The following is a 26,348-nucleotide window of genomic DNA, read 5'->3' as shown; positions in this document are numbered from 1 at the left end:
GGTGCAATTTTGCTTTTTAATTCAGCAGGGACGTACTGTGATACGCCCCTGCCGGACAATTTATTCACCCAGATTAATTATGAATAAAAGCCAAAACGACTCCCCAAAAGCTGTTCTTGTAGATGGATGCCGAATCCCCTTTCAGCGCTCCGGAACAAATTACAACGACCTGATGGCTTACGACCTGGGCCGAATGGCCATCGAAGGATTGCTTGCCCGAAACCCGGTAGATCCTGCGGACATCGATCGCGTGATTATGGGGACCGTCATCCAGGAAGTGAAAACCAGTAATGTGGCCCGTGAATGCGCACTTGGCGCCGGCATCCCGAATTCTGTCCCTGCTTTTACCATCACCATGGCGTGTATCTCTTCCAATCAGGCCATTGCCAGTGGGATAGATTTAATCAGATCCGGACAGGCTAAGATTATATTAGCGGGGGGAACCGAAACCATGTCCGACATCCCGGTTCGATTCAAAAAGAAATTCCGGCAAAAGGTATTGGAGGCCCGCAAATACAAGTCACCCCTCGATTTTCTGAAATTTTTTAAGGGATTGGGATTCAAAGATTTTCTTCCGGAGCTACCGGCTATTGCTGAGTTTTCCACCGGGGAAGTAATGGGCGAAAGTGCCGACCGGATGGCCGCGCGGTTTGGGATCTCACGGGAAGATCAGGATGAATATGCGATGCGTTCGCACCACCTGGCTGCCAAAGCCACCAGTGAAGGCTTACTGGATGGCGAACTTATCCCCGCCAAAATTCCCCCTGAATTTGATGTGGTGAAGCATGACAACGGCTTCCGCGAAGATACCTCCATGGAAAAATTGAGCAAGCTGCAGCCTGCATTCATTAAACCACATGGAACCGTTACTGCCGGCAATTCCTCTTTTTTGACAGACGGAGCATCGGCCGGCTTCATCATGGAAGAACAAACAGCCCTGAAGTTAGGATTGAAACCCAAAGCTTATATCCATGAATACAATTTTGTATCTCAGGATCCCGGTGAAGAATTGTTGCTCGGCCCGGCTTATGCCATCCCTAAAGTGTTGGACGCCATGGGGCTTTCATTGAATGACATGGACGTAATTGAATTGCACGAGGCCTTCGCCGGTCAGGTTCTTTCAGTTTTAGCCGCTTTAGATTCCGATGCCTTTGCAAAAGAATCGCTGGGCAAAGACAAAAAAATCGGTGAAATACCCATGGATAAGCTGAACACGCTGGGTGGCTCTCTTTCTTTAGGGCATCCATTCGGAGCCACCGGCGTTCGGCTTGTCACCACCGCCGCTAACCGGCTCATTCGTGAAGATGGAAAATATGCGCTGGTTTCAGCCTGTGCTGCAGGCGGGCAGGGGCATGCGGTGGTCCTGGAAAGGTATTCCAATTAATCAAAATTTAACACCCTTAGGTAGAGACGCGATGCATCGCGTCTCTACCTAAGGGTTCATATATAAATAGATATCATGAGCTACCTAAACATCACCCATAAGAATTCTGTCGCCATCATCACCCTCGACCTACCGGGCGAAAAGGTGAACAAGCTGAATGAGTCTATGATGGATGAATTTTCTTCCTTCCTGGATGAGCTTGAGTCAAACAACGAGCTGAAAGGAGCTGTTCTCATTTCCGGAAAGAAAGACAACTTCATAGCCGGGGCCGATATCGATATGTTTCAGGAGCGGGATACAGCTGAAGAAATTGAACAGCTCAGTAAAGACGGGCACAAGATTCTGAATCGTATTGCGGATTTCCCAAAGCCTATTGCCGTGGCAGTGCATGGAAGCTGCATGGGGGGCGGACTCGAGCTCTCTCTCGCTTGCCATTATCGCGTCTGTTCCGACAGTTCAAAAACCGTCTTTGCTTTGCCCGAAGTGAAGCTGGGATTACTTCCCGGTACCGGAGGAACACAGCGGCTGCCGCGAACCATCGGTCTTCAAAAATCTCTTACCTATATGTTGACGGGTAAAAATATCTACACCCGTCAGGCTAAAAAAATGGGATTAGTGGATGAAGTAACTCATAAAGATGCCATTGAAACTGCCGCCATCAAAGGCATTAACAAAATAGTTGAAGGAAAATTCAGCAGAAAAGATAAACGGTCTTTAACGGAGAAACTACTCGAAGGAAACCCTGTCGGAAGAAAGATTATTTTCTCACAAGCACGCAAAAAAACAGCCGGTCAAACAAAAGGAAACTATCCGGCTCCGCCCAAAATCATTGATGCGGTTGAATACGGGTACAAACACGGGTTAGAAAAAGGGCTGGAAAACGAAACCGTTTTATTTGGTGCGTTGGGAGCAACACAAGAATCCCGAAACCTTGTGAACCTGTTTTTTGGCATGAATGCTTCCAAAAAAGTACCGAATCCGGATCTGGTGAAACCGGTGGAAAAGATCGGTGTATTGGGTGCCGGATTAATGGGATCGGGGATCGCAGAAGTCAGTATGGATAAAGGAGGTTACCGTGTATTGCTGAAAGATCAAACGATCGACCAGGCCGCGGAAGGTGAAAAAGAAATCTGGAAATCACTTAATGAGAAAGCTCAAAAACGCATCATTTCTGAATTTGAACGAGATAAAATGGCCAGTAAAATCACCGGGGTCGATTCTTACGATGGATTTGATTCCGTTGACCTTGTCATCGAAGCTGTATTTGAAGATCTGGAACTCAAACGAACCATTGTAGAACAAATAGAATCAAATGCGTCTGAAAGTACTATCTTTGCATCTAACACCTCATCCCTGCCAATCTCAGAAATCGCCAAAGGCGCCAAACGCCCGGAGAATATCATCGGGATGCATTACTTTTCCCCAGTTCAAAAAATGCCTTTGCTGGAGATCATTGCTACTGACCAAACCGCTGACTGGGTCATACAAACGGCCTTTCAGGTTGGAGTAAATCAGGGTAAAAATGTGATCGTAGTTGGGGATGGCCCCGGGTTCTACACTACCCGAATTTTAGCCCCTTATATGAATGAAGCCCTCAAACTTCTGGAAGAGGGAGCCTCCATCGAATTTCTGGATAAAATCATGAAAGATTGGGGATTCCCGGTTGGCCCTATGGCCCTTTTTGATGAGGTAGGCATTGACGTGGGGGCGCACGTAGCTGAAACGATGTCGCCCATGTTTGCCAAGCGCGGGGTGGATACAAAAAACCAGGCTCAGGAATTACTGGACGCCGGATACAAAGGCCGTAAAAATAAACGCGGAATGTACAAGTATGCTTCCGGTAAGAAGAAAGAAGTCAACACTGAGATCTACAAATATTTCGGTGGCCGGAACCGAACGAATCCCGACAAAAAAACAGCACAACAACGGATGGCTTTAACCATGATTAACGAAGCGGCCTGGTGCCTGGAAGAAGGTATTCTGAAATCTCCGACTGATGGTGACTTAGGGGCTATTCTTGGTTTGGGATTTCCTCCCTTTCTTGGCGGCCCTTTCCGGTATATAGATCAAACAGGAGTACAAGATATTATAGACCAATTGAATGATTTTAGTGACAAATTTGGAATTCGATTTAAGCCGGCTGAAATCTTAACGAATTATGCCAAAGAAGCTAAACAGTTTTATAAATGACATCTTACTTTTCTGAAATTTGAAAGTAATCAGCCTTTTCTGTAGGCTTTAGGGAATTATTCTTCGCTGTATATCTTTCTTATAATCAGTTATTTCAATAAGCTGATTCTATGTGGCAATAATTATTGTCCGAATTTGGAGTACATGAAGCAATGGAATTTAAACTTCGGAAATATTCCGGTACGATTATTTGGGGTGAAAATATGCCCTGTACCTTTTCCATGTATCCAAATCGATTCGCGGCTGAGTTGAGTATTGATGGCAATTATTGAGTTAATTTTAACTTTTTAAATTTACGAACATGGCAATACGAGGAGACGAGGAGAAACCCGGTAAAAAAGCAGGGATAAATAAATATTTTGATATTCATAAACCGGTTTTTTGGCCTTCGGTCATACTTATCACTGCAATGATAGCAGGAACCCTGCTCTTAGGTGATCAAGCGGAAGATTTATTTAGTTCAATACAGTCCGGCATTACAGATACCGGTGGTTGGTTCTTTGTAATCGCTGTTAACATCTTCATTGTGTTTTCTTTGTTTATTGCCTTTAGCAGGTTTGGGGTCATACGATTGGGGGGAGAAGATGCAGAACCTGATTTTAGCACAATGGCATGGTTCGCTATGCTGTTTAGTGCAGGAATGGGTATCGGAATTATGTTTTGGAGTGTAGCTGAACCCATTTTCCATTATTTATCACCTCCCATGGCCGATGCTGAAACTGCTTTAGCTGCTCAGGAGGCTATGAACATTACCTATTTGCATTGGGGTTTTCATGCCTGGGGAATTTATGCGGTAGTAGGTCTTTCTTTGGGGTTTTTTGCCTTCAACCGCGGCCTTCCACTTTCATTTCGTTCTGTTTTTTACCCTCTGATAGGCGACCGTATTAAAGGATGGATGGGGGATGTGATTGATACCCTGGCTGTATTGGCTACCTTATTTGGTTTGGCCACCTCACTTGGTCTTGGAGTCCTCCAGGTAAGTGCCGGGTTAGATCATGTGTTCGGGCTCCCCGATAATATATACCTGCAAGTTGGAATTATTTTTGTAATCACCCTGGTAGCTACCGGATCGGTTGTACTCGGCATTGACAAGGGGGTTCGGGTGCTGAGTGAACTGAATATTCGCATTGCAGCCGTTTTCCTTCTTTTTGTAATCTTAGTAGGGCCTACCATTTTCATTATGGATTCTTTTATACAAAACTTTGGAGGGTATATAAGTTCAGTAGCAACCTTCAGCTTTTGGACAGAATCTTATTCAGGGACCAATTGGCAAAGTTCATGGACTATATTTTATTGGGCCTGGTGGATTTCCTGGTCTCCCTACGTTGGCATGTTTATCGCACGTATCTCAAAAGGACGAACCGTTAAAGAATTTGTCCTGGGAGTATTAATTGTTCCCAGTATCATCACCTTTTTATGGATGTCGGCTTTTGGCGGATCCGCGATTAACCTTGAAATGTCCGGAATTGGCACCATCGGGGAGGCCGTTAATGAAAATGTAGCGACCGCTCTTTTTGTTTTCCTTGAACAATTTCCTTTAGCAATGGTTACTTCAGTGATAGCTATTGTTCTTATACTCAGTTTTTTCGTCACCTCATCCGACTCAGGTTCTTTGGTAATCGACGGCTTAACCAGTGGGGGAAAATTAGATGCCCCAGTCGGTCAACGAATTTTCTGGGCTCAAACAGAGGGACTTGTTGCGGCAATTTTATTAATTGGAGGGGGATTAAGCGCCCTTCAGACAGCTTCCATAAGTACGGGATTACCTTTTGCACTTATTTTATTGGTCATGTGTTTCAGTTTACACCGGGGTTTAAAACGAGAGCACAAGGAGAATCAGCAGAAAGTAAAAGACAAAGAGCGGGATTCGTATAAAAAACTTGTTGAAGACGCCATCAGAAACCAAAAAGAAGAAAATTAAGGAGTCTTATTATGAAAAAATTTGAACACTGGTTTGTATGTTTAGACTTATCCAAGATGGATGACATTCTTATTGGATATACTCATTTCTTAGCCTCTGTCATTAAACCAAAAACCATTTCTTTTTTGCACGTAATAGAATCGGGAGCAGTTGCACAAGAGATGGTAGAGCTCTTTCCTGAATTGGAAAACAATGAGGATTTTGAAGATGTTATCCGAAAGGAATTAAATAATAAAATTGATGCTCAGTTTGAAGACTCCCCGCTGGAAACTCGCCTTATTATAAAAAAAGGACGACCAACCGATGAAATCATTGAGATGATGAACACCATGGATCCCGACCTTCTCATGATGGGCAAAAAAACCGGGTATGTGGGAGAAGGAATCATTGCCCGCCGCATTGTAAAATATGTGCCGGCATCTATTTTATTTGTTCCGGAAAACAGCCGCTATTCAATTAATACCGTTCTTGCCCCGGTTGATTTTTCAGAGCAATCTGCCAATGCCGTTAAAATAGCATCAACCATGATGGAAGTTAATAATGGCTCCGTAAGGGCGCAGCATATTTTTAAATATCCTACTCATTTTTTCCCTTACATGCCTACCGATGAGGAAAAAGATAAAATCAATAAACATATCCAGGACCAAAAAGAAGAGTTTATTTCGGAATATAACATTCCGGAAAATGTTGATTTCACCCTCACTCTGCACAAAGAAGGCCGGATCGGCGATGAAGTATATGATGAAGCCGTTCGTAATCAAGCTGACCTTATTATTGTCGGGGCTAAATCCAGTAAAAAAATCACGAGCATTTTACGGGATGATTTCACCGATAAAATGACGTATTACTCATTCGGCATTCCTTTACTGATTGTGAAGAATAAAGAACGACATCAAAAATTCCTGAAGTCTTTATTTAACTAAACTCTCCGTATCAAAAAAAGATGGGCATCTTCAAGTCATTGAACAATGGCTAAAAAACCTTTGGTTTATCCATACAGTTTATTCTGCATGAATAATCGTCATTGAATTCAGAAAATCGTATCTTTTGCCCGCTAAAATACAATCGCACACTAATTTAATAACTATGCAATTTTTACCTTTATTTTTAATGGGCAACCCCGACGACCCTAATGCAGGAATTATCAATTTGGTCTTCCTTGGGGCTATTTTCCTGGTTTTCTATCTCTTCATTATTCGCCCCCAGAGTAAACGCCAAAAGGAAATTCAACAAAAAGTTTCTGAAATGAAGAAAGGTGACAAAATTGTTACTTCTTCAGGAATTATCGGTATTCTTGATAAAATCGAAGAAACAGAAGTTTTGGTTGATGTAGACAGCGGAACAAAAATCCGTATGCTTAAATCTGCCATCACGGATGTGAACCCAAATAAACCCGATAAAAAATAATTCTCAGGCACGGCTTTTATCGTTTCTGTGTTTAGAAACACAGATTTTTCACTATAAGTATTTGTCATTATGAGTCAGGAATTTCATTTCAATACTATTCCCGAAGCCATTGAAGATATCAAGAATGGTAAAATGGTCATCGTTGTAGACGATGAAGACCGTGAAAATGAAGGAGACTTCCTGATGGCCGCAGAGATGGTCAGCAAAGACGCCATTAATCTTATGGTTACACACGGGCGTGGGCTTGTTTGCGCACCCATCACCAAAGAAAAAGCCGATAAGCTTAAGCTTCGTCATATGGTACAGGAAGGTGCCGATCCCGATGAGGCTAACTTTACCATTTCCATTGACCACAAGCGTCAAACCACCACGGGAATTTCTGCACAAGATCGAGCTAATACCATTCGGGAATTAGCCAATGATGAGGCCAAGCCGGTTGATTTCCGTCGGCCGGGGCATGTATTCCCTTTACTTGCTGCTGAAGGCGGTGTGCTGCGCCGTGCCGGACATACCGAGGCTGCCATTGACCTTGCCCGGCTCGCAGGATTGAAGCCGGTAGGCATTATTTGTGAGATCATGAAGGAAGACGGTGAAATGGCTCGCGTTCCTGATCTCATAAAAATGGCGGAAGAATTTGAGATGAAAATCATTACCATAAAAGATCTCATTGCTTACCGAAATGAAAACGAGACCCTTGTTCATGAGGTAATGGATGTCAATCTTCCAACCATGTATGGCGATTTCAGCCTCCGTGCATTTAAAGAAAAGCTGACCGGAGATATTCATCTTGCCCTCACCAAAGGCAGTTGGACCAAAGAAGAGCCTGTACTCACCCGTGTTCATTCTTCAGATTTAATTGGAGACATTTTTGGTGCCCGTAATAAAGACACCAGTGAACAGCTTCATCAGGCAATGCTTCAGGTTGAGCGGGAAGGAAAAGGCGTTGTATTATACATGAACCGAAACCAGCGTGGCTCAGTTTTAGTAAATCAGCTGAAAACACTAAAAGCCCTGCAAGAAGGTAAAATGGGGAAAGAAGATGATATCAACCCCCGGAGTGATGCCCGGGATTATGGAGTAGGTGCGCAGATTTTACGCTCACTGGGGATTCGGAAATTGAAGCTAATGACTAATAACCCTGTTAAGAGAATTGGCATAAAAAGCTTTGGGCTGGAAATTGTAGATCAGGTCCCCATCGATCACAATTTTGATTTTTCGACTCAAAGCCTTCCTTTTGAAAAAGAATAGCTTAACTAACTGAGCTCAGATCCTGTTGGATTTACTTTAGAGTCTGAGTTTGGAACTTGCCCATCCAGACTTTCAGCCGACTGTGACTTATCATTTTTTTGCGTGATAAAGAACCTTCGGTTAAAGATCAGCAACAGTATGATAGATACTGAAATTGCAATATCAGCTACGTTGAAAATGTAAGGGAAAACAGTCCAGTCACCAATTTGCAGAGAGAAGTAAATAAAATCTACTACATGGCCTTCAAGCACCCCACCGTAGTCCCCAATTATTCCCATAAAAATTCGGTCTGCAATATTTCCAAAAGCGCCGCCTACTATTAAGCCCATGCACATTAAATAGCCAACCGTAGCCTCTTCTATGTTCTTCAGGATATAAATTAAAATTCCTGATACGGCAATAATAGCAATGCTGCTAACGACCGGAGTGGAAAGCACATCAATCCCCAAAGCCATACCGGGATTTTTGGTGTAATAAAATTGCAACCATCCATCAATCAGGATTTTATTTTGCAACTCAGGTGAAGTCCTGATTAGCCATTTCGTAATCTGGTCAATAACCAGTACAAATATGGCCGGGACAAAAATAGCAGTCAGTTTTTTTTGGTTCAAATCGGAAGAATTATCTGCGTTTCAATTTTGCATCAATACTCAATTGAGTATGCGGTACAGCTTCCAGGCGGCCCTTGGAAATTTTCTTTCCGGTTACCTTGCAAACACCGTATGTCTTATTGTCAATGCGTTTAAGGGCATCATCCAAATACTTTACGAACTTCTTAGTCCTGTTGAAAAGCATATAGGTTTTTTCCCTTTCCTGAGCATCAGTTCCGGCATCAGCCATATGGTATGAATAGGCAGATTCATCCGAAGCGTTTTCCATACTTTCGCGCAGTGTACGCTGTAAAGTATTTAACTCTTCTTCAGCCTCTTCCATTTTTTTGATGATTATCTCGCGGAAATATTCCAGCTCTTCATCGCTATAAGGAGATACTCTTTCGTCGTTTTTAGGTTCTTTCTTAGCCATAGCTGCTTAGTTATGAATTAATATTTCTTCGGATGGAGATCGTACATTCTTCATCTCCAATTTCCCAAGCTTTTGTAAAATCTGAAACTTCAAGTTCTGTGATTTGGATTTCTTCAGCCAGTGTTTCTTTTTTAATATAATCACTCATTGAAACAACAGCTTCTTTAATCGTATCGGATCCTGTAAAGCCAATAGCAATTCGGTCTGTCACCTCAAAATTGGCTTCTTTTCTCATATTTTGGACCCGATTCACAAATTCACGTGCAATACCTTCCTGAATTAATTCTTCACTTAATGCGGTATCCACTGCAACGCTAAATCCTTTTTCTGTTTCAACAGTCCAGCCTTCCAAGCCTGTTCGCACTATCTCAAGGCCTTCAGAATCAATACGGATCGTTTCTCCTTCTATGTCGAGATCAATCCATCCGTTCTTCTCAAATTGAGTAATTTCCTCCGTACTCAACTGATTAACCCTGGCTGCAACAGCCTTCATTTTTGGTCCCAGGCGCTTTCCTAAAACCGGGTAATTAGGCTTTGCTGACTTATGTACAATACCGGAGTCGTCGTCCACAAACTGGATGTCTTTAACGTTTACTTCTTCCAATATAATGTCCCGAACCGACTCAATAGCCTGCCGCTCGCTCTCATCTTTTATAGGAAGAATAATCCGCCCTAATGGTTGCCGAACATTCAGATCGATCTGATTTCGTACACGCAATACGATGTATGAAATCAACCGAGCCATTTCCATTTTATGCTCGAGGCTTTTATTAATAGCTGTTTCTTCTACCGTCGGGAAAAATGACAAATGTACAGATTCTTCATCCTGATGAGTCACTTCATTCAGCCTTTGATACAGCCATTCACCCACAAATGGCGCAATAGGGCTGATTAATTTACTAAGATTACTCAAACATTCGTAAAGAGTTTGGTAAGCAGCCGTTTTGTCGAGGGTATTTCCTTCTTTCCAGAAGCGCCGGCGGTTTCTCCGTACATACCAGTTACTGAGTTCCTCCACGAAATTCTCTAATTCCCTGGCTGCTTTTGTCGGTTCATAATCTTCCAAATACCCTTCTACCAACTTAACGGTAGTATTGAGCCTTGAGATTACCCATTTGTCAATTTCAGGACGATCGGCAATCGGAATGGCCGTTCCGGAAAATGTAAAACCATCAATGTTAGCATACATTGCAAAGAAAGAGTACGTATTTACAATCGTATTAAAGAACTTACGCTGTACTTCTTTGAGACCGTCTTCACTGAATTTCAGATTTTCCCAGGGAGAAGAATTGCTCATCATATACCAGCGAACCGTATCGGCTCCAAACTCCTGAATAACTTCAAAAGGATCTACCGAGTTTCCTTTTGACTTACTCATTTTCTCGCCGTTCTCATCCAGTACCAAACCGTTTGAGACTACATTTTTATATGCTTCTTCATTAAAAAGCATCGTTCCCAACGCATGAAGGGTATAAAACCAGCCTCGTGTCTGGTCCACTCCTTCGGCAATAAAATCAGCCGGATAATTTACCTGAAAGTCATGGTCATTATCATAAGGATAATGCCATTGAGCAAAAGGCATGGCGCCGGAATCAAACCAAACATCCAGTAAATCCGGAATACGGTGCATGGTTCCTCCATCAGGGGCTTCCCAGGTCAAATCATCTATATAAGGCCGGTGAAGGTCAATTTCAGCCTCTTCATCTAACCCAGCTTTTTCCCGTAACTTATCAATGCTGCCGATGCATTCTACATATTCAGGGTCTTTATCACTCACCCAAATAGGAATTGGCGTTCCCCAGTAACGCTGACGTGAAACAGCCCAGTCCACATTGTTTTCCAGCCAGGTTCCGAAGCGGCCGCTCCCGGTGCTTTCGGGCTTCCAGTTAATTTTTTTATTAAGCTCCACCATTCGGTCTTTTACTTTGGTGGTTTCAATAAACCAGGACTCTACCGGATACGACATTAACGGAGTGCCTTTCCGCCAGTCAAATGGATAGTTGTGAACCATGGTCTCATGTTTATACATGAGGTTTTTTTCCTTAATAGCGCGTGCAATCTCTTTGTCAGCCTCTTTAAACCACTGTCCTTCAAAATCAGGTGCCTGAGCGGTGAATTTACCCTCTCGGTCAACTGGATTGAACATTGGGATATTCGCCTTTTGACAAGAATCATAATCATCTGCACCAAAAGCAGGCGCAGTGTGTACTACTCCGGTTCCATCTTCGGTAGTAACATAATCAGCCGGAATTACCCTCCACGCCTCGGACTTATCAAACTCTTTAAGCGCAAAATCAAAAATAGGTTCATAGGTTTTGTGTAAAAGCTGAGAGCCTTTCATTTCTTCCTGAATGATATAATCCTCACCAAGTACCTCTTCTACACAATCCTTTGCCATGATGTAAGTCTCGTCAAAATGACCAACTTTTACATAGTCCAGATTTGGATTTACCGCAATAGCCATATTCGAAACCACCGTCCATGGGGTTGTAGTCCATGCCAGGAAGTAAGTATTTTCTTCGCCATCCACTTTAAACTTGAAATAAATGGAAGGATCCTGGGTTTCTTTATATCCCAAACTCACCTCGTGGGAAGAAAGCACGGTTCCGCTTCCGGGTGAATACCACTGAATTTTATATCCTTTATATACCAGTCCTTTATTGAAAAGCTTATTAAAAGCCCACCATACGGATTCTATATAGCTGTTTTCAAATGTAACATAGGGATTCTCCTGATCTACCCAATAGCCCATCCGGGAGGTCAGTTCATCCCAAAGATCTTTGTATTTGAGAACACTTGTTCGGCATTCAGCATTATATTTTTCAATACCATATTCTTCAATCTGAGCACGGCCTTCCAACCCCAGCGCTTTCTCAACCTCAATTTCTACAGGGAGCCCATGTGTATCCCATCCGGCCTTCCGTTCTACTTTAAAACCCTTTAGTGTTTTATACCGACAGAACATATCCTTAACCGTTCGGGCCATTACGTGATGAATCCCCGGCTTTCCGTTGGCGGTAGGAGGGCCTTCATAAAAGGTAAAAGGAATCCCATCCTCGCGAGTAGTAAGGCTTTTATCAAAAATCTTATGGTCTTTCCACCAATTCAGAATTTCTACTTCTGATTTAGGAAAACTTAAATGCTTTATTTCTTCGAATTTTTTTGCCATAAAAAACTTAGTTCAGGCGAATAGTTTTAAGCCTCAAATATACAAAATATCAGGGAAAAGCATGTACTCACTTCAATCAAAAAAATCTGGAACTTGACGCTAAAGACCAGACGTTATACTATCAAAGGATATTTTTAAAGATGAAAAGCTATTCATCAACGCATACCTTCCATAAAAAACAAAATTTTGTGAGCGTGAATAAAACTAATTTTAAAACCATTACAAAAGAAGAACCCTACAAACTTGTATTTGTATGCCTTGGTAATATTTGTCGCAGCCCAACTGCTGAAGGGATTTTTATACATACGGTTCAGGAAGCCGGATTAGAGGATTACTTTTATATCGATTCAGCCGGCACAGCTGCCTATCATGTGGGAGAATCAGCTAACAGTAAAAGTCAGGCTACTGCTAATAAACATGGAATCCACCTTCCTTCCAAGGCCAGAAAATTTGAATATTCAGATTTAGAGGAATTTGACCTTATTTTGGTTATGGACTCTGAGAATCTCAAAAATATCAAGCAGTTAGACCGAAAAAATCGTTTTTCTGATAAAATTAGAATGATGCGCGAGTTCGATCCCCAACCGGAAAGCGGAGAAGTACCTGACCCATACTATGGCGGTCTCGAAGGCTTTGAGAATGTTTTCCAGGTATTGAACAGAAGCTGTAAATCACTTTTGAAAGAATTAAAACTTCATATTGACAACTAATTATGCTTCCTGAAGCTTTGCAACATAGAATTGAGTCTGAATTGAATGCCGAAATTCTGTCTCAGAAATCGGTGCATGGCGGAGATATTAATCATGCAGTTAAATTAACTTTAGATACCGGAGATCCGGTTTTTGTAAAATGGAATGAAAATGCTCCTGAGAATATGTTCTTGGTGGAAGCGAGGGGGCTGGAATTACTTTCTTCGGCTGGGGCCGGCCTTCAAATTCCTGCTGTGCGGGTCACATCGGATAATTTTCTTGTATTGCAGTGGATTGAAGAAGGAGGAGGGCGGCAAAATTCAGCTTATGATTTTGGAAACGGATTAGCCAAGGTTCATAAAAGTACTACCAATTACTTTGGACTTGACCATAATAATTTCATTGGGCGTTTACCTCAATCTAACACCAAGCATGCCACCTGGCCCGATTTCTTTGCCCTGGAGCGAATTGAGCCGCAAATTAAAATGGGGGTTGAGTCCAATAAGTTAACCCGCTCTGTATTAAGAGACGTGGAAGCCCTTTATAAAAAACTTGGTTCTATCTTTCCAAGTGAGAAACCTGCTTTACTCCATGGAGATTTGTGGAGCGGAAATTATATGTTTACCAAAACCGGGGTGGCAAGTATCTATGATCCGGCTGTTTACTATGGCCACCGAGAAATGGACATTGCCATGACCCGGCTGTTCGGAGGATTTTCAGCGAATTTCTATGAAGGTTATAACGATGAATTTCCGCTCGAAGCCGGTTTTGAAGACCGGATTACACTTTGTAATCTTTACCCAGTTTTGGTCCATGCCAATCTGTTTGGCGGCAGTTATTGCCGTCAGGCTGAAAATATTATACACAGTTATGCCTGATTTACCTTATCAACGAATAATTTCTTTGGTCCCAAGTTTAACGGAGCTTTTAATTGATCTGGGGCTAAAAGATCATCTTGCCGGGCGTACCCGTTTTTGTGTTCACCCTAAAACAGATGTGGATGATATTGAGATTATTGGGGGCACAAAGAATCCCCGCCTGGGGAAAATTATTGAGATGGATCCTGATCTAATTATCGCCAATAAAGAAGAGAACCGTAAAGAGGACATCGAAGATCTAAGCAAATACACTAAAGTTCAAGTTACGGAAATTGACACCATTCAAGATGCATTATTGGAAATAAGCGGTTTGGGACTGTTGTTGGGCGTCAATGAAACAGCTCAACAACTCATTACCAATATCACCGATCTGCTTTCAAAAAAGCCGGAAGTCCAACCTTTATCTACGGCTTACTTCATCTGGAAGGATCCATGGATGACCGTTGGAAGTGACACTTATATCCATAATGTGATGCAGGAATATCAGTTGCATAATGTATTTGGAGATCAAACACGTTATCCCCAAACTTCGCTAAAGAGTCTTGCATCAAAAAACCCGGATCTCATTTTGCTAAGCAGCGAACCCTATCCATTCAAAGAGAAACATATCAAGGAAATACGCAAAGCTTGTCCCGTATCAAAAATTGAATTGGTGAACGGAGAGTGGTTCAGCTGGTATGGTTCACGCATGATCAGCGCTTTTAAGTGGCTTAATAACTGGCGCAGCAAAATCTAACCTTCACTTTTATTGTTTTCAGAAAAGGTCATGGATTCAACAGATCTTGCCGTCTTTAGGATTTATATAACACCCGTCTCCACTCAATGACCGCTGCCAGTCAAGTTCTTCCTTAATTTCCCTAAACCAGTCTTCTATTTCTTCATCGGTTTTAAATACTTTACCATCTTCTTCTATAAACGGAAGTCCTTTTTCAGCTTGCGAATAAATCTTTTTCTTAAACGTAATTACTAACTCTGCAAGCCTTTCTTCGAGCAATTCAGAATTACGGTGGGAGTCTTTTTTATGAAGTACAATCATAAAGTGCTGTATTGTTGCTTGTTGCAACCAAATTTTAAAGAATTACATTTTTGTTGGAAATATTAAAAACTTCTAATATATTATCATTAGAAAATTTTAATATACGTGGTGAATTATGGGACTACTTAATAAGGTAATGATTGTGGAGGATGATCCGTTGCTTTCCATTGTAGAAGAAAAAATGGTTATAAAGCTGGGTTATAATGTTGTTGGTAAAGCAAAAAGCGGAGAAGAGGCCTTGGCTAACATTCAAGATATCGATCCTGAAATTTTAATTATCGACATTCAGCTTGCAGGGACTTTGGATGGGATTCAAACCGTTAAAAAACTTCGGGAAAAGCACCTGGACATACCCGTTATTTTTCTGTCCGGTGATAAATCGAATGCCGTGCTTCAGGATACAAAAGGCATTAATTATATCGACTTCCTCTTGAAGCCGGTAACACCCAAAGAATTATCTGTTCCGCTAAAAACAGCGGCAGAACAAATTGCAATGCTTTCACAGAGCGCTGCCTAGCAAAGAACTTAGATCAAACATATACCCATAACTCACATAAAGTAAGCTTGAGGGCTGCTTTATGATTATTAAGAGCCTGCTATTTGAAAGTAGCAGGCTTTTTTATGCTATTTATGTTCTACAACAACTCTGCCCGACTGCTGCCCCTTTAAAATAGTTTCCACTTCTTCCTGAAGCCCCTTCAAATTAACTTTTTTGGAAAAATCATCAGGAAGCTTTTTGTGATTTATCGCCGCAATAGATTCCCAGATTTTCAATCTCATCGGCATCTTGCAAATTGCTGAATCAATCCCCAACAAACTTACACCCCTCAAAATAAATGGATAAATACTCGTTTTAAGTTCGTGCCCAAGAATATTTCCACAACAAGCTACCGCACCATCATGATTGGTTTGGCGAATAACCGCATCCAGCATTTTACCTCCCACAGTTTCAATGGCACCATTCCATTCACGGCTTAATAAGAAACTATCTTTCACATCCGTAATTTTATCTCGATGTATCACCTCAGCTGCCCCAAGCTCTTCCAAGAAATCGGCCTTGTCGGTTTTACCCGTAGCTGCAACCACCTCATATCCGAGTTCAGATAAAAAGAATACCGCCAATGAACCTACCCCGCCTGTTGCACCGGTAACCAGCACCTTTCCATCCTGAGGTGAAATTAACTCCCGCTGTAATCTCTTTATTCCATACATGGCAGTAAATCCGGCGGTTCCGTATTTCATAGAAATTTCTAAATCCAGTCCACTCGGTAAACGCACTACCCATTCTTTGGGAACACGGATCAATTGCCCAAATCCACCGGGAGTATTTGATCCCAAATCCTGTCCTGTTACTATAACTTTTTGCCCTTCTTTAAAAAATCCTGAAGAATCTTCGACCACTGTTCCCGCCGCATCAATTCCGGGAATGTGCGGATAGTTTCGGGTCACCCCTTTATTACCTGAAGCCGATAAGGCATCCTTATAATTCAATGAAGAAAACTGAACCTGTATCAATACTTCATGGTCGGGTAAAAATGAAACCGGAACTTCAGTTACATTTGAACTGAAATTGCCTTCAGAATTTTCTTCTACCAGAAAAGCCTTAAAAGTCTTACCACTCATTTTAATTCAATATCTTTTTTAACCATTTCAACTTTCCATTATAGGGAGGATACCGAAAGGGAAGATCCGCCCAAAAGGTTTTCTTCATTATCCCTTTGCTGTGTGAAAACGTTTCAAAACTTTGCTTTCCGTGATAAGCACCCATTCCGCTTCTTCCCACCCCGCCTAAAGGTAAGTAATGACTACCAAAATGAGCTACAACATCATTTACTGCGCCTCCGCCAAAGGAACACTTCTCCAACACCAGGTTCTCCGTCTGGCTATCTGTTGTGAATATATACAAGGCCAGTGGCTTTGGCTTCTCCTGTATAACAGCAATAGCTTCCGATACTTTCTCAAAGGTCAGAACCGGTAGAATCGGTCCGAAAATCTCTTCCTCCATTATTTTTGAACCGGGTTTTACCTCCGTTAATACCGTTGGTTCTATATAGCATTCAGACCGGTCTGTTCTTCCGCCATGGTAGAGGTGGCCGTCTTGTAAATACCCTTCCAACCGGTTAAAGTGGGATTCATTCACAACTCGCGTATAATCCGGGCTAATTTTGGGGTTTACTCCATAAAACTCCCGCACTATTTCTTTAAAATATTCCAGGAATTCTTTCTGAACCGAAGCTTGCAACAACAAGTAATCAGGAGCCACACAAGTTTGCCCGGCATTCAAAAACTTACCCCATGCTATGCGCTTAGCCGCCGTTTTCAGATCTGCCGTTTCATCTACAATACAAGGGCTTTTACCTCCCAATTCCAGTGTCACCGGAGTGAGGTTTTTAGCTGCAGCCTCCATTACAATTTTACCCACACGCGTACTGCCCGTAAAAAATATATAATCAAAATCCTGGGCTAGAAGATCCTGAGTCACTTCCACTCCACCTTCGGCCACCGCTATAAATTCTTCTTTGAACCATTTACTCATGATCAGGTTCATAACTGAAGAAGTATTTGAAGTAATCTCAGACGGCTTCACCACAACGGTATTACCTGCTGCAACGGCCCCAATCAATGGCATCAGGGTAAGCTGAATGGGGTAATTCCAGGGAGCAATAATCAGCACCGAGCCATAAGGTTCCTTGAAAACAAAATTAGAAGATGGGAAATTAACCCAATCCCTCGAAACACGACGAGGTTTCGCCCATTTTTTTAGATTTTTTATTGTGAAACTAATCTCCTGATGAAGCAAACCCAGTTCAGTGGCATAGGTTTCAAAAACCGGTTTTTTAAAATCTGCATAAAGTGCATCATTCCATTCTTCTTCATGCTCAATAAGTAATTTTTTTAGTGTTTCAAGCTGATGAATTCGAAACTCCACACTTTTGGTTGCCCCTGATTTAAAATACGTTTTCTGTCGCTCTAATAAGCTTGCTGCGTCCATCAATCTTCCTTATTTCTTCCAATAAATGTATTCATAGAGTCATAAACTCCAAAAATCTTACCTGCTACAAAATCATATATTTTCGCTGGAAGTACTCCGCGAAAAAAAGGTGTCAATTTCACCATAAAAGGCTCCCTGAGGCGAGCTTTCCCGCGCTCCACGGCATCCAGTATCTTGGTTGTAATATCATCGGGATCAAGAAGCGGCATCAGTAAAGGGGCTGTAACCCCGGCAAACATGCCGGTATTAATATAACTAGGCATAACCGTAAGCACTTTTACAGGAGCTTTGCTTTTCTGAAGTTCTAAATTTAAAGACTCAGACCAACCCACTGCGGCCCATTTACTGGCCGCATAAACTGTCATTCCCGGATTGGGTGTAAGTCCTGCCGCTGAAGCAATATTAATAATATATCCATCGCCGTTTTTAATCATAGCGGGAAGAAAAGCCCGGGCTACATACATCAACCCCAAGCTGTTAACATCCATAGTTTTTTTGATATTTTCCATCGTTTGTTCGTCAAATTTTCTCCCCGTTACAATGCCGGCATTGTTAAACAAGATATCAATCGAATCATGCTCTGCGAGTACTTTTTTTGCAGATTTTAGAACACTTTCATGATCACTGACGTCCACAACATCCGTAAACACTGAGTATCCCAACTTTGATAAACGGGAGGCAGCAGCTATAAGCGCATCTTCATCTACATCCCAAATAATTAATTTTACTGCACCTCTGTCGAGTGCTTTTCGCCCCATAAGTAAACCAATACCCCGGGCACCGCCTGTTATTAAAACGTTTTTATTTTTAAAAGAGGACATATAAAAACCTTATATTTGAGACTTGAAATTAACCAAAAACTGAACACAAATTTTCACGTTTGTTGAAGTGTTCAGGGTAATCAAAAACCAGACAATAAGTCCATTATTATACAAATGAAAAGAATATTATCACTATTAAGCCTTGTAATTTTTGTGGCATCCTGTCAGCAAGCACCTAAAAAAGTATCGATAAATTGGTCAGAAGCTGCACCTTTACCGATGCCCATTTCGAATAACGCCGTAACCTCTGCTGTTATTGATGGCAGCCCCTACCTGTTTACCTTTTTGGGACTTGAAGAAGGCAAAACTTACGAAGATGTTACCGACTTCACCGCCCGCTTTGATGTTCAAAATGGTACCTGGGAAGAAATCCCGGGTGTTCCTGATGAAGTTGGCCGCTTGGCAAGTACTGCAGAAACCGTAAATGGAAACATCTACATTTTTGGCGGTTATACTGTTGCTGAAAATGGAGATGAAGTTTCTACTCATGAAGTTTTCAAATATGACCCGGTTGCCAATACCTACGAACAAGTGGCTGACATGCTGTTGCCGGTTGAAGATGCGGTTTCGCTTGTTTACCAAGATCGCTACATCTATTTGGTAAGCGGTTGGAATAATACCAACAATGTTTCTAATGTACAGGTGTATGACACTGAAACTAATTCCTGGGAGCATGCCACTCCGTATGCAGGACCTCCCGTATTTGGCCATGCCGGCGGAATTGTTGGAAATACCATGATTTTATCTGATGGGGTGCAAGCTATTGTTGATGAAGGTGAGCGTATTTTTAATATGTCGCCAGGAAGTATTATGGGTGAGATAAATCTGCAAGACCCTACCGTAATCAATTGGACAAGAATTAAGCAACATCCCGGAAAAGCCCGATACCGCATGGCTGCTATTGGTGTTGACAGCCCGGTTGAGATGGTTGTATTTGTCGGCGGTTCATCAAACCCCTATAACTACAATGGTATTGGATATAACCTGAAGCCTTCTTTCCCGGACAGCACTGTTTTTGCCTATCGTCTGGATACAAACGAGTGGGTAGAGCTGGGGAAACAACCTACGCCAAGCATGGATCATCGCAGTATCGCTAAAACCGAAAATGGATACTATATCATTGGCGGAATGCTCGATAACCAACAGGTAACTGACTTGGTTCAGAAATTTACCATTGAAATTGAAGACCGACTCTAATTCCTGATTTTTACAGTGAATTTTTAAAAGCGAGGGGTTAAGAGCCTCTCGCTTTTTTTGTTTTTAGCGGGTGGTTAGTCCTATTCAACAAAATAATTGCCTCCACCTTTAACTTTTTTTGATGAACATTGAGAGCTATTTTTAGCTATAATCTACAGCACACTAATTTCACATTAAAATTCATTCCGACATGAAATCGTTTTATTTAACTCTTGCCTCTCTTTTTCTATTTGTTGGCTGTAACACATCTCCCGCCGACAAAGCCGCTAAAAGCATTCACAAAGATTCCCTGCTTCGGCATATTGAAACTCTTTCTTCCGATGAATTCATGGGCCGGGGCACCGGAACACAGGGGGAACAGGTGACCGTAGATTACCTGGTTGCTGAATTTGAAGCTATGGAAGCAGCACCCGCTGCCGGTGATGGAAGCTACGTTCAAGAATTTCCGTTATTAGGCCAAACAACTTCCAATGCTAAAATGTCGGTTTCAACAGACGGAAGAACCCCATTTGCATTACAGTATTATGATGAATTTATGGCATGGCCCGCAAACCAGGCAGAACAAGTGGATGTGCAAAACGCAGAACTGGTTTATGTCGGATATGGGATTCAGGCACCGGAAGAAAATTGGGATGACTTTAAGGGCGTTGATGTGGAAGGAAAAATTATCGTGATTAAAAATAACGACCCCGAATATGATCCTGACCTTTTCGGAGGAAAAGCCCGTTTATACTACGGCCGGTATGATTATAAATATGAAAAAGCCAAAGAACTTGGCGCATTGGGAGCCATTATCATTCACACCGATGAAACCGCCGGATATGGATGGAATGTAGTTGCAAATAGCTGGAGCAGTGAACGTTTTTATTTGAAAGGAAACGGACGGGCTTCAACTTCTCAAACCGAATTTAACGGGTGGCTTACACTGCAGGCAAGCCGATTGCTCTTCGAAGAAGCAGGACTAAACCTAAATGAACAGCTGGAAGCCGCCGACAGTCCTGATTTTGAACCTGTATCCCTAAACAATCTTTCCATGAATGTAAGTATGGATGCCGATTACCGGGAAATCAATTCCAAAAATGTTGTAGCTGAAATAGAGGGAACTGATCCGGAATTAAAGGATGAGTATTTACTGCTTACCGCACATTTTGATCATCTCGGAATAACAGACCCGGTTGACGCCGATTCTATCAATAACGGCGCTTCCGACAATGCAGCGGGAGTCAGTGCTTTACTGGAAATGATGGAAGCATATAAGTCCATTCAGCCCGTTTTAAAACGAAGTGTATTGGCCGTTGTGGTCAGTGCGGAAGAAGTTGGATTGCTGGGCTCTCAATATTGGGCCGAAAACCCGACGGTTGAGCCGGGCAAGATTACCGCCAACATCAACCTGGATGGAATGAATGTATATGGCCAAACTAAAGATGTGGTTGTGGTTGGTTATGGTCGTACATCACTAAGTGATTTACTGGAAGAGGAAGCCCAAAAACAGGGCCGCACAGTAAAACCCGATCCATATCCCGAAAGAGGATATTTCTACCGTTCCGATCATTTCAATATGGCAAAAGTGGGGATCCCGGCTATTTTCCCAAATCCCGGAACTGAATATATAGGTAAAGGCGATGACTTTTTAGCACTGCGCGACAGCGTGGCCGATGCCAATTACCATACCGTAAATGACGAAATAAACGAGTATTGGGATTTAGCGGGAGCCGAAATTGATACCCGTCTATTTTTTCTTACCGGTTTCAGGGCTCTCAATGCTGAAAAACTTCAATCCTGGAAAGCCGGAGATGAATTTGAAGCCACCCGTTTACGGATGCTGGGAAGGGTAGAGGAGTAACTCCCAATCCTTATACCTTGTTAGTTTTTACCAATCTGTCTTAAACATTATTAACATTGACTATTCCTTTGATTTAATATCATATTTTGTCACTTGTTAGAATTGAAGGGAGACTTTTACCCTTTGTAAAGGCAATGGTAGTTAGCAAGAGATAAGATGAGTGGAGACATAATAAGTGGAAAGCATAGGGAGGTAGCCTACTGGTCATGGGAGGTTTCTACCGGAAAAATAAAACTGGGTAAAGCTTTTTCAGATTTTTTTGGATGTAAGCCCGGGGACTTCCCAAAAACATATAAAGAATCAGCTCCTTTCTTTAGTAAAGAAGATATTGGCCAGCTAAAGGAAACTTTTCAGGCTCATGCCGGCAGCCACGGAGAAACAGATTTTCACTGTGTAACGTCCCATCATTCGGTGGATGGAGAACAAACATTTAATCTTCAGTGGCGGGGCGAGGTTATCCAATGGGATGAAAATGGTGAACCCCTTCTTATGATTGGTGAAACAACGAAAACTGCTCAACCGGAACCCGGCAAGGTTACCTGGCGTCAAAAAGCAGTTTTATTCCAACAGATGATGGAATACATCCCGGACAGCATCTACTTTAAAGATCGTCAAAGTAGGTTTTTAGCCATAAACAAAGCCTGTGCAGAAAAATTTGGGCTTAACAGTCCGGAAGAAGCTATTGGAAAAACTGATTTTGATTTCTTTGATGATTCGCATGCAAAACAGGCCCGGCAAGATGAAAAACAGGTTATGCAAACAGAAAATCCAATTGTTCACAAAGTAGAAAAAGAGGTAACCTCTGATAATGCGTCAAAAGAACGCTGGGCTTCAACTACTAAGCTGCCTCTTTATGATAATGAAGGACAAGTAATTGGCACATTTGGAATTACCAGTGATATCACAAAGCAAAAGAATACAGAAGAGGAATTACAACGTAATGATGCCATGATTTCAAAGCTCTCGGAGCAGGTGCCGGGCTTCTTCTATTTATATCATTATGTTTCTAAAAGCAAAAGCTATTGCCCCTTTGCCAGCCATGGAATCAGGGATGTTTGTGAACTTCACCCCGAAGATGTTTCAGAAAGCATAGACCCTATCATTGACAGAATACATAAAGACGATGTAGAACGTGTCAAAGAATCTATCTTTGAATCGATTAAGACCCTTAAAAACTGGAAAATTGACTTCAGGGTTAACTTACCAAATAAAGGACTGCGATGGCTCAGAGGTAAGGCAAAGCCTGAAAAACAGCCGGACGGTTCTGTCATGGGATACGGCTACATCACAGACATCACCGAAGAAAAAGAAATTTACAGGATTAATGTTCGGCTTAAACGTCAATTTCAAGCTATATTTGATTCGGTTCCTAACCTTATCTTCGTAAAAGATCTCCAGGGAAAATACCTGATGGCTAACAACGCTTTCGCCGAGTTCTTTGGATATGAACCGGAAAATATGATCGGCAAAAAAGACACTGATTTTGGTATTTCAGAAGAAAAGGCACAAAGATTTTTAGAAGCCGACAAAAAAGTCATAAAAAACAACGAGCCTTTCTTTATCCCTGAAGACAAAACGAAACACCCGGATGGTACCGATGTTTGGCACCAAACTATTAAAGTGCCTTTTCAGCATACCGAATCGAATAACCCGGCCGTACTCTCCATCGTAACTGATATCACTCAAAGAAAGAAAAAGGAAGCTCAACTCAGCAATTCGCTCGACATTATTGGGGAGCAAAACAAGCGATTGATGAACTTTGCCCATATTGTTTCTCATAACCTTCGAAATCACGCCGGCAGTATCTCCATGGTACTGGAGCTTTTTGCGATGGAAGAATCGGAAGAAGAAAAGAAAACCTTGCTCGAACAATTACAAAAAGCAGCCAAACGCCTTAATGAAACTATTACTGATTTAAATGAAATAATTGATGAGCAGTATAAAAACATCCATGATGAAAAAAAGGTGAGCTTAGGCGAGTTTATCGACAGAACAAAACAGATACTGACTTCAGATATCGACGCCCATAAGGTGACATTTGAAGAAAATATTCCGGAAACCCTAACCTTCAAATACAACCCTGCCTATCTTGAGAGCATTTTGCTGAACCTATTGTCTAATGCCATAAAGTATCGCCATCCGGATCGTAATCCTGTTATTAAAATTCATGCATATACCAAAGGTGATAAAGTCCATTTAGACATTACAGATAATGGGCTCGGAATTGATCTCGAAAAACACGGAGATAAACTTTTCGGGATGTATAAAACCTTCCATCAAAATGAAAATTCAAAGGGCATTGGCTTATTCATTACCAAAAACCAGATAGAAAGTATGGGCGGGTCTATTGAGGCAGAAAGTGAGCCCGGCAAGGGCACCACGTTCAAATTAGTCTTGAATTGATTCTTTCCTGAATTAATTCTTATCAATTCAATCTAAGATCATCTCTGCCTCGCATAGAAAGACCCTATCTCACCGATGGAACATTACTATGAATTTTAAATATAGATTAATCTGCAATAGCCGTTTTTTTTGGTTTCTATTTTTTTAATGAGACAGAATTTCTAATTCATTGCATTACTTAACATTTGTACTTCAAGAGAGAAAAATACTGAGCTTCGGGTTGTCCTTTACCTTCTTTTCCAGTTTTGGTCAAACGTTCCTGATCTCTTTATTTGTACCGTTTTTCCTGGCTGATTTCAATCTCACCAATACTGCCTTTGGATCCATTTATTCCATGGCAACACTCACCAGCGCCGCCTCTTTGCCCTACCTGGGCAAATGGATTGATGTTCTTCCTATTGGCCGATACAGCCTGTATGTAGCGTGTGGACTGTTGATCGCTTCCCTGACTATGGCTTTATCGTGGCACATAGGATTTTTATTTGCGGGGATATTAATGCTTCGTTTGGCCGGACAAGGACTCAGCAGTCATACAGCCGAAACCGCTATGGCCCGGTATTTCAAACTCCAGCGGGGTAAAGCCCTGAGTGTTTCAAGTCTTGGACATCCTATTGGTGAAGGGCTCCTCCCTACAGCTGTAGCCGGAGCATTGGCCGTCATGAGTTGGCGTTCTGCCTGGGGCTTGATTGCTGTTATTATTGCGCTCTTATTTATTCCTTTCATTCTATTTGTATTAAAGAAAACGAAAATTGAACAGGTCAATCAAAAGTTTAAAGAAATCACGGATGAACAGAATATAACTTCAGGCCAACCCTACAAAATGATTATTGAGGAACCCCGTTTTTGGCTGATTTTGCCCGCCGTCATCATTCCGCCTTTTTGGTTAACCGCGCTATTTCTCTACCAGGTTTCTATTGCTGAACAACTGGGATGGACGGCAACAATCATTGCCTCCGCCTTTATCTTTTTTGCAGGAACCCGGATCATCAGTTCGCTCAGCATCGGACCGATTATTGACAAATTGGGTGCACAGTCCATTTTCCCATTCTATATTCTTCCTTTTGGAGCAGGGCTGCTGGTTGCTTCCCTTCACCCGGGAATTTGGTCTGCTTTTTTGTATATGGCTTTGGTTGGGGTAACTATGGGCTTCAGCAATGCCTTAAAATCAGCACTGTGGGCTGAACTTTACGGGGAAAAAATGATTGGAACCGCGCGTTCATTATTTGCTTCCATCATAGTTTTCAGTACCTCCTTAAGCCCGTTTTTGATGGGATGGATGCTGGATCACGGGGTTTCGATGGAATCTATCCTGTTATCTGCGATAGTCTCAATATCAGCCGGAACTGTTCTTGCTTTTATAGGCCTATCCGATTCCGATCCCCAGCCGAATTCATGAAATCATTCTGAACCTTCTGATTCTTGAATGAGTTATAATTATACCATTAATGAAAAATATCAGAATGAAAATTGAAATTTGGTCAGATGTAGTTTGTCCCTTTTGTTATATAGGTAAAAAACATCTTGAAAAAGCATTAGTGCAACTCCCGGATCTGAAGGTTGATATAACCTGGAAAAGCTTTGAATTGGATCCCAATGCGCCGGTAGATTCCAACCTGGACATCTACGATACGCTGGCCAAAAAATATGGGCGGGACCGGAATTGGGCAATACAAATGAATGCCAATGTGGTGGATATGGCATCCAGTGCCGGGCTTGATTATCACATGGATGAAGTAAAGCCAACTAATTCTTTTAATGCCCATCAACTCATTCATCTTGCAAAAGAAGTAGGTAGACAAAACGAAATGAAGGAAGCCCTGCTTTCTGCATATTTTGTAGAAGGAAAACATATTGGTAAGGAAGAAGTGTTATCAGATTTAGCTGTTAGCGCCGGATTAGATGAAAGCAAAGTCCGGGAAGCACTTCAAAATAATACTTACTCAGACAAAGTAGTTCAAGATATTGAAGAGGCACATCGTATAGGTGTTCAGGGAGTCCCGTTCTTTTACATTAACAATAAGTACGGCCTTTCAGGAGCACAGCCGGTTCAGGTTTTTGTAGAAGCACTTTCAAAAATTGCATCCGAAGAATAATTTTCTGCTTTCAAACTTTAATGCCTTTTATTTGACGGTTTAAAGATTTTAAAA

General features: G+C 41.9%; 22 protein-coding genes. 15 read left to right on the top strand and 7 right to left on the bottom strand.

Going from position 1 to position 26,348, the window contains the following annotated elements:
• Nucleotides 1-79 precede the first annotated feature (79 nt).
• The 6 genes from HUJ22_RS12325 to ribB all read left to right on the top strand — a co-directional run bounded on the left by HUJ22_RS12325 (nt 80) and on the right by ribB (nt 8,150).
• Nucleotides 80-1,384: an acetyl-CoA C-acyltransferase gene (locus HUJ22_RS12325; RefSeq protein ID WP_290877965.1), complete on the top strand. Its 1,305-nt coding sequence runs from the start codon at nt 80-82 to the stop codon at nt 1,382-1,384.
• 75 nt (nt 1,385-1,459) lie between these two features.
• Entirely contained in the window at nt 1,460-3,574 is a 2,115-nt protein-coding gene (gene fadJ, locus HUJ22_RS12320; protein WP_290877963.1) for a fatty acid oxidation complex subunit alpha FadJ, read from the top strand.
• Nucleotides 3,575-3,875: 301 nt separating this feature from the next.
• Nucleotides 3,876-5,495 (top strand): BCCT family transporter, encoded by a 1,620-nt coding sequence (locus HUJ22_RS12315; protein ID WP_290877961.1) that lies wholly within the window; start codon nt 3,876-3,878, stop codon nt 5,493-5,495.
• An 11-nt stretch (nt 5,496-5,506) separates the two neighbouring features.
• Complete coding sequence (locus HUJ22_RS12310) at nt 5,507-6,418, top strand: universal stress protein (protein ID WP_290877959.1); 912 nt, start codon at nt 5,507-5,509, stop codon at nt 6,416-6,418.
• A 163-nt stretch (nt 6,419-6,581) separates the two neighbouring features.
• A complete protein-coding gene (gene yajC / locus HUJ22_RS12305; protein ID WP_290877958.1) occupies nt 6,582-6,902 on the top strand; it encodes a preprotein translocase subunit YajC in 321 nt (106 codons plus the stop codon).
• A gap of 69 nt (nt 6,903-6,971) precedes the next feature.
• Nucleotides 6,972-8,150, top strand: coding sequence for a 3,4-dihydroxy-2-butanone-4-phosphate synthase (gene ribB / locus HUJ22_RS12300; protein WP_290877956.1), 1,179 nt, complete (start codon nt 6,972-6,974; stop codon nt 8,148-8,150).
• Nucleotides 8,151-8,155: 5 nt separating this feature from the next.
• Here the strand turns inward: ribB and HUJ22_RS12295 are convergent, their stop codons facing one another.
• From HUJ22_RS12295 to ileS, 3 genes are read right to left on the bottom strand one after another with little or no spacing between them, the layout of a single operon-like run.
• A complete protein-coding gene (locus tag HUJ22_RS12295; protein WP_290877954.1) occupies nt 8,156-8,761 on the bottom strand; it encodes a signal peptidase II in 606 nt (201 codons plus the stop codon).
• A 10-nt stretch (nt 8,762-8,771) separates the two neighbouring features.
• On the bottom strand, nt 8,772-9,173 hold the full coding sequence (locus HUJ22_RS12290) for a TraR/DksA C4-type zinc finger protein (RefSeq protein ID WP_290877952.1): 402 nt from the start codon (nt 9,171-9,173) through the stop codon (nt 8,772-8,774).
• A 10-nt stretch (nt 9,174-9,183) separates the two neighbouring features.
• Nucleotides 9,184-12,342 carry an isoleucine--tRNA ligase gene (gene ileS / locus HUJ22_RS12285; RefSeq protein WP_290877951.1) on the bottom strand — a complete coding sequence of 1,053 codons (3,159 nt, stop codon included), beginning with the start codon at nt 12,340-12,342 and terminating at the stop codon, nt 9,184-9,186.
• Between the two features lie 140 nt (nt 12,343-12,482).
• On the opposite strand from ileS, the gene HUJ22_RS12280 reads away from it, so the two are divergent.
• From HUJ22_RS12280 to HUJ22_RS12270, 3 genes are read left to right on the top strand one after another with little or no spacing between them, the layout of a single operon-like run.
• Nucleotides 12,483-13,052: a low molecular weight protein-tyrosine-phosphatase gene (locus HUJ22_RS12280; protein WP_290877949.1), complete on the top strand. Its 570-nt coding sequence runs from the start codon at nt 12,483-12,485 to the stop codon at nt 13,050-13,052.
• A gap of 2 nt (nt 13,053-13,054) precedes the next feature.
• A complete protein-coding gene (locus HUJ22_RS12275) occupies nt 13,055-13,909 on the top strand; it encodes a fructosamine kinase family protein (protein ID WP_290877947.1) in 855 nt (284 codons plus the stop codon).
• Entirely contained in the window at nt 13,902-14,645 is a 744-nt protein-coding gene (locus tag HUJ22_RS12270; protein WP_290877945.1) for a helical backbone metal receptor, read from the top strand. The genes HUJ22_RS12275 and HUJ22_RS12270 overlap by 8 nt, the downstream gene beginning before the upstream one ends.
• Before the next feature lie 36 nt (nt 14,646-14,681).
• Here the strand turns inward: HUJ22_RS12270 and HUJ22_RS12265 are convergent, their stop codons facing one another.
• Nucleotides 14,682-14,945: a hypothetical protein gene (locus tag HUJ22_RS12265; RefSeq protein ID WP_290877944.1), complete on the bottom strand. Its 264-nt coding sequence runs from the start codon at nt 14,943-14,945 to the stop codon at nt 14,682-14,684.
• Nucleotides 14,946-15,060: 115 nt separating this feature from the next.
• Here HUJ22_RS12265 and HUJ22_RS12260 point away from each other — a divergent pair, with 115 nt between their 5' ends.
• The gene (locus HUJ22_RS12260; RefSeq protein ID WP_290877942.1) at nt 15,061-15,462 is read left to right on the top strand and encodes a response regulator; all 402 of its coding nucleotides are present in this window, start codon (nt 15,061-15,063) and stop codon (nt 15,460-15,462) included.
• A gap of 107 nt (nt 15,463-15,569) precedes the next feature.
• On the opposite strand, the gene HUJ22_RS12255 is transcribed toward HUJ22_RS12260, so the two are convergent.
• The 3 genes from HUJ22_RS12255 to HUJ22_RS12245 are packed head-to-tail and all read right to left on the bottom strand — an operon-like array spanning nt 15,570 to nt 18,758.
• The gene (locus HUJ22_RS12255) at nt 15,570-16,568 is read right to left on the bottom strand and encodes a YhdH/YhfP family quinone oxidoreductase (RefSeq protein WP_290877941.1); all 999 of its coding nucleotides are present in this window, start codon (nt 16,566-16,568) and stop codon (nt 15,570-15,572) included.
• 1 nt (nt 16,569) lies between these two features.
• Nucleotides 16,570-17,937: an aldehyde dehydrogenase gene (locus tag HUJ22_RS12250; RefSeq protein ID WP_290877940.1), complete on the bottom strand. Its 1,368-nt coding sequence runs from the start codon at nt 17,935-17,937 to the stop codon at nt 16,570-16,572.
• Nucleotides 17,937-18,758, bottom strand: coding sequence for an SDR family oxidoreductase (locus tag HUJ22_RS12245; protein WP_290877938.1), 822 nt, complete (start codon nt 18,756-18,758; stop codon nt 17,937-17,939). Before HUJ22_RS12245 ends, HUJ22_RS12250 begins: the two co-directional genes overlap by 1 nt.
• A 114-nt stretch (nt 18,759-18,872) precedes the next feature.
• Between HUJ22_RS12245 and HUJ22_RS12240 the strand changes: the two genes are divergently transcribed.
• The 5 genes from HUJ22_RS12240 to HUJ22_RS12220 all read left to right on the top strand — a co-directional run bounded on the left by HUJ22_RS12240 (nt 18,873) and on the right by HUJ22_RS12220 (nt 26,294).
• A complete protein-coding gene (locus tag HUJ22_RS12240; RefSeq protein WP_290877936.1) occupies nt 18,873-19,955 on the top strand; it encodes a kelch repeat-containing protein in 1,083 nt (360 codons plus the stop codon).
• Between the two features lie 190 nt (nt 19,956-20,145).
• On the top strand, nt 20,146-21,798 hold the full coding sequence (locus HUJ22_RS12235; protein WP_290877934.1) for a M28 family peptidase: 1,653 nt from the start codon (nt 20,146-20,148) through the stop codon (nt 21,796-21,798).
• 156 nt (nt 21,799-21,954) lie between these two features.
• The gene (locus HUJ22_RS12230) at nt 21,955-24,201 is read left to right on the top strand and encodes a PAS domain S-box protein (protein WP_290877933.1); all 2,247 of its coding nucleotides are present in this window, start codon (nt 21,955-21,957) and stop codon (nt 24,199-24,201) included.
• Between the two features lie 220 nt (nt 24,202-24,421).
• A complete protein-coding gene (locus tag HUJ22_RS12225; protein ID WP_290877932.1) occupies nt 24,422-25,597 on the top strand; it encodes an MFS transporter in 1,176 nt (391 codons plus the stop codon).
• A gap of 64 nt (nt 25,598-25,661) precedes the next feature.
• Nucleotides 25,662-26,294, top strand: a complete 633-nt coding sequence (locus HUJ22_RS12220) for a DsbA family oxidoreductase (protein WP_290877931.1) — start codon at nt 25,662-25,664, stop codon at nt 26,292-26,294.
• Nucleotides 26,295-26,348 lie beyond the last annotated feature (54 nt).

The organism is Gracilimonas sp. (genome assembly GCF_014762685.1).
Classification (GTDB): Bacteria; Bacteroidota; Rhodothermia; order Balneolales; family Balneolaceae; genus Gracilimonas.
Note: the sequence above shows the minus strand (reverse complement) of the source record. Positions and strands in the feature narration are given on the sequence as shown.

Excerpts from the sequence above, each read along its gene's own strand:
- HUJ22_RS12325 (WP_290877965.1), top strand. The coding sequence starts at position 80 with ATGAATAAAAGCCAAAACGACTCCCCAAAAGCTGTTCTTGTAGATGGA.
- fadJ (WP_290877963.1), top strand. The coding sequence starts at position 1,460 with ATGAGCTACCTAAACATCACCCATAAGAATTCTGTCGCCATCATCACC.
- HUJ22_RS12315 (WP_290877961.1), top strand. The coding sequence starts at position 3,876 with ATGGCAATACGAGGAGACGAGGAGAAACCCGGTAAAAAAGCAGGGATA.
- HUJ22_RS12310 (WP_290877959.1), top strand. The coding sequence starts at position 5,507 with ATGAAAAAATTTGAACACTGGTTTGTATGTTTAGACTTATCCAAGATG.
- yajC (WP_290877958.1), top strand. The coding sequence starts at position 6,582 with ATGCAATTTTTACCTTTATTTTTAATGGGCAACCCCGACGACCCTAAT.
- ribB (WP_290877956.1), top strand. The coding sequence starts at position 6,972 with ATGAGTCAGGAATTTCATTTCAATACTATTCCCGAAGCCATTGAAGAT.
- HUJ22_RS12290 (WP_290877952.1), bottom strand. The coding sequence starts at position 9,173 with ATGGCTAAGAAAGAACCTAAAAACGACGAAAGAGTATCTCCTTATAGC.
- ileS (WP_290877951.1), bottom strand. The coding sequence starts at position 12,342 with ATGGCAAAAAAATTCGAAGAAATAAAGCATTTAAGTTTTCCTAAATCA.
- HUJ22_RS12280 (WP_290877949.1), top strand. The coding sequence starts at position 12,483 with ATGAAAAGCTATTCATCAACGCATACCTTCCATAAAAAACAAAATTTT.
- HUJ22_RS12275 (WP_290877947.1), top strand. The coding sequence starts at position 13,055 with ATGCTTCCTGAAGCTTTGCAACATAGAATTGAGTCTGAATTGAATGCC.
- HUJ22_RS12270 (WP_290877945.1), top strand. The coding sequence starts at position 13,902 with ATGCCTGATTTACCTTATCAACGAATAATTTCTTTGGTCCCAAGTTTA.
- HUJ22_RS12265 (WP_290877944.1), bottom strand. The coding sequence starts at position 14,945 with ATGATTGTACTTCATAAAAAAGACTCCCACCGTAATTCTGAATTGCTC.
- HUJ22_RS12260 (WP_290877942.1), top strand. The coding sequence starts at position 15,061 with ATGGGACTACTTAATAAGGTAATGATTGTGGAGGATGATCCGTTGCTT.
- HUJ22_RS12255 (WP_290877941.1), bottom strand. The coding sequence starts at position 16,568 with ATGAGTGGTAAGACTTTTAAGGCTTTTCTGGTAGAAGAAAATTCTGAA.
- HUJ22_RS12250 (WP_290877940.1), bottom strand. The coding sequence starts at position 17,937 with ATGGACGCAGCAAGCTTATTAGAGCGACAGAAAACGTATTTTAAATCA.
- HUJ22_RS12245 (WP_290877938.1), bottom strand. The coding sequence starts at position 18,758 with ATGTCCTCTTTTAAAAATAAAAACGTTTTAATAACAGGCGGTGCCCGG.
- HUJ22_RS12240 (WP_290877936.1), top strand. The coding sequence starts at position 18,873 with ATGAAAAGAATATTATCACTATTAAGCCTTGTAATTTTTGTGGCATCC.
- HUJ22_RS12235 (WP_290877934.1), top strand. The coding sequence starts at position 20,146 with ATGAAATCGTTTTATTTAACTCTTGCCTCTCTTTTTCTATTTGTTGGC.
- HUJ22_RS12230 (WP_290877933.1), top strand. The coding sequence starts at position 21,955 with ATGAGTGGAGACATAATAAGTGGAAAGCATAGGGAGGTAGCCTACTGG.
- HUJ22_RS12220 (WP_290877931.1), top strand. The coding sequence starts at position 25,662 with ATGAAAATTGAAATTTGGTCAGATGTAGTTTGTCCCTTTTGTTATATA.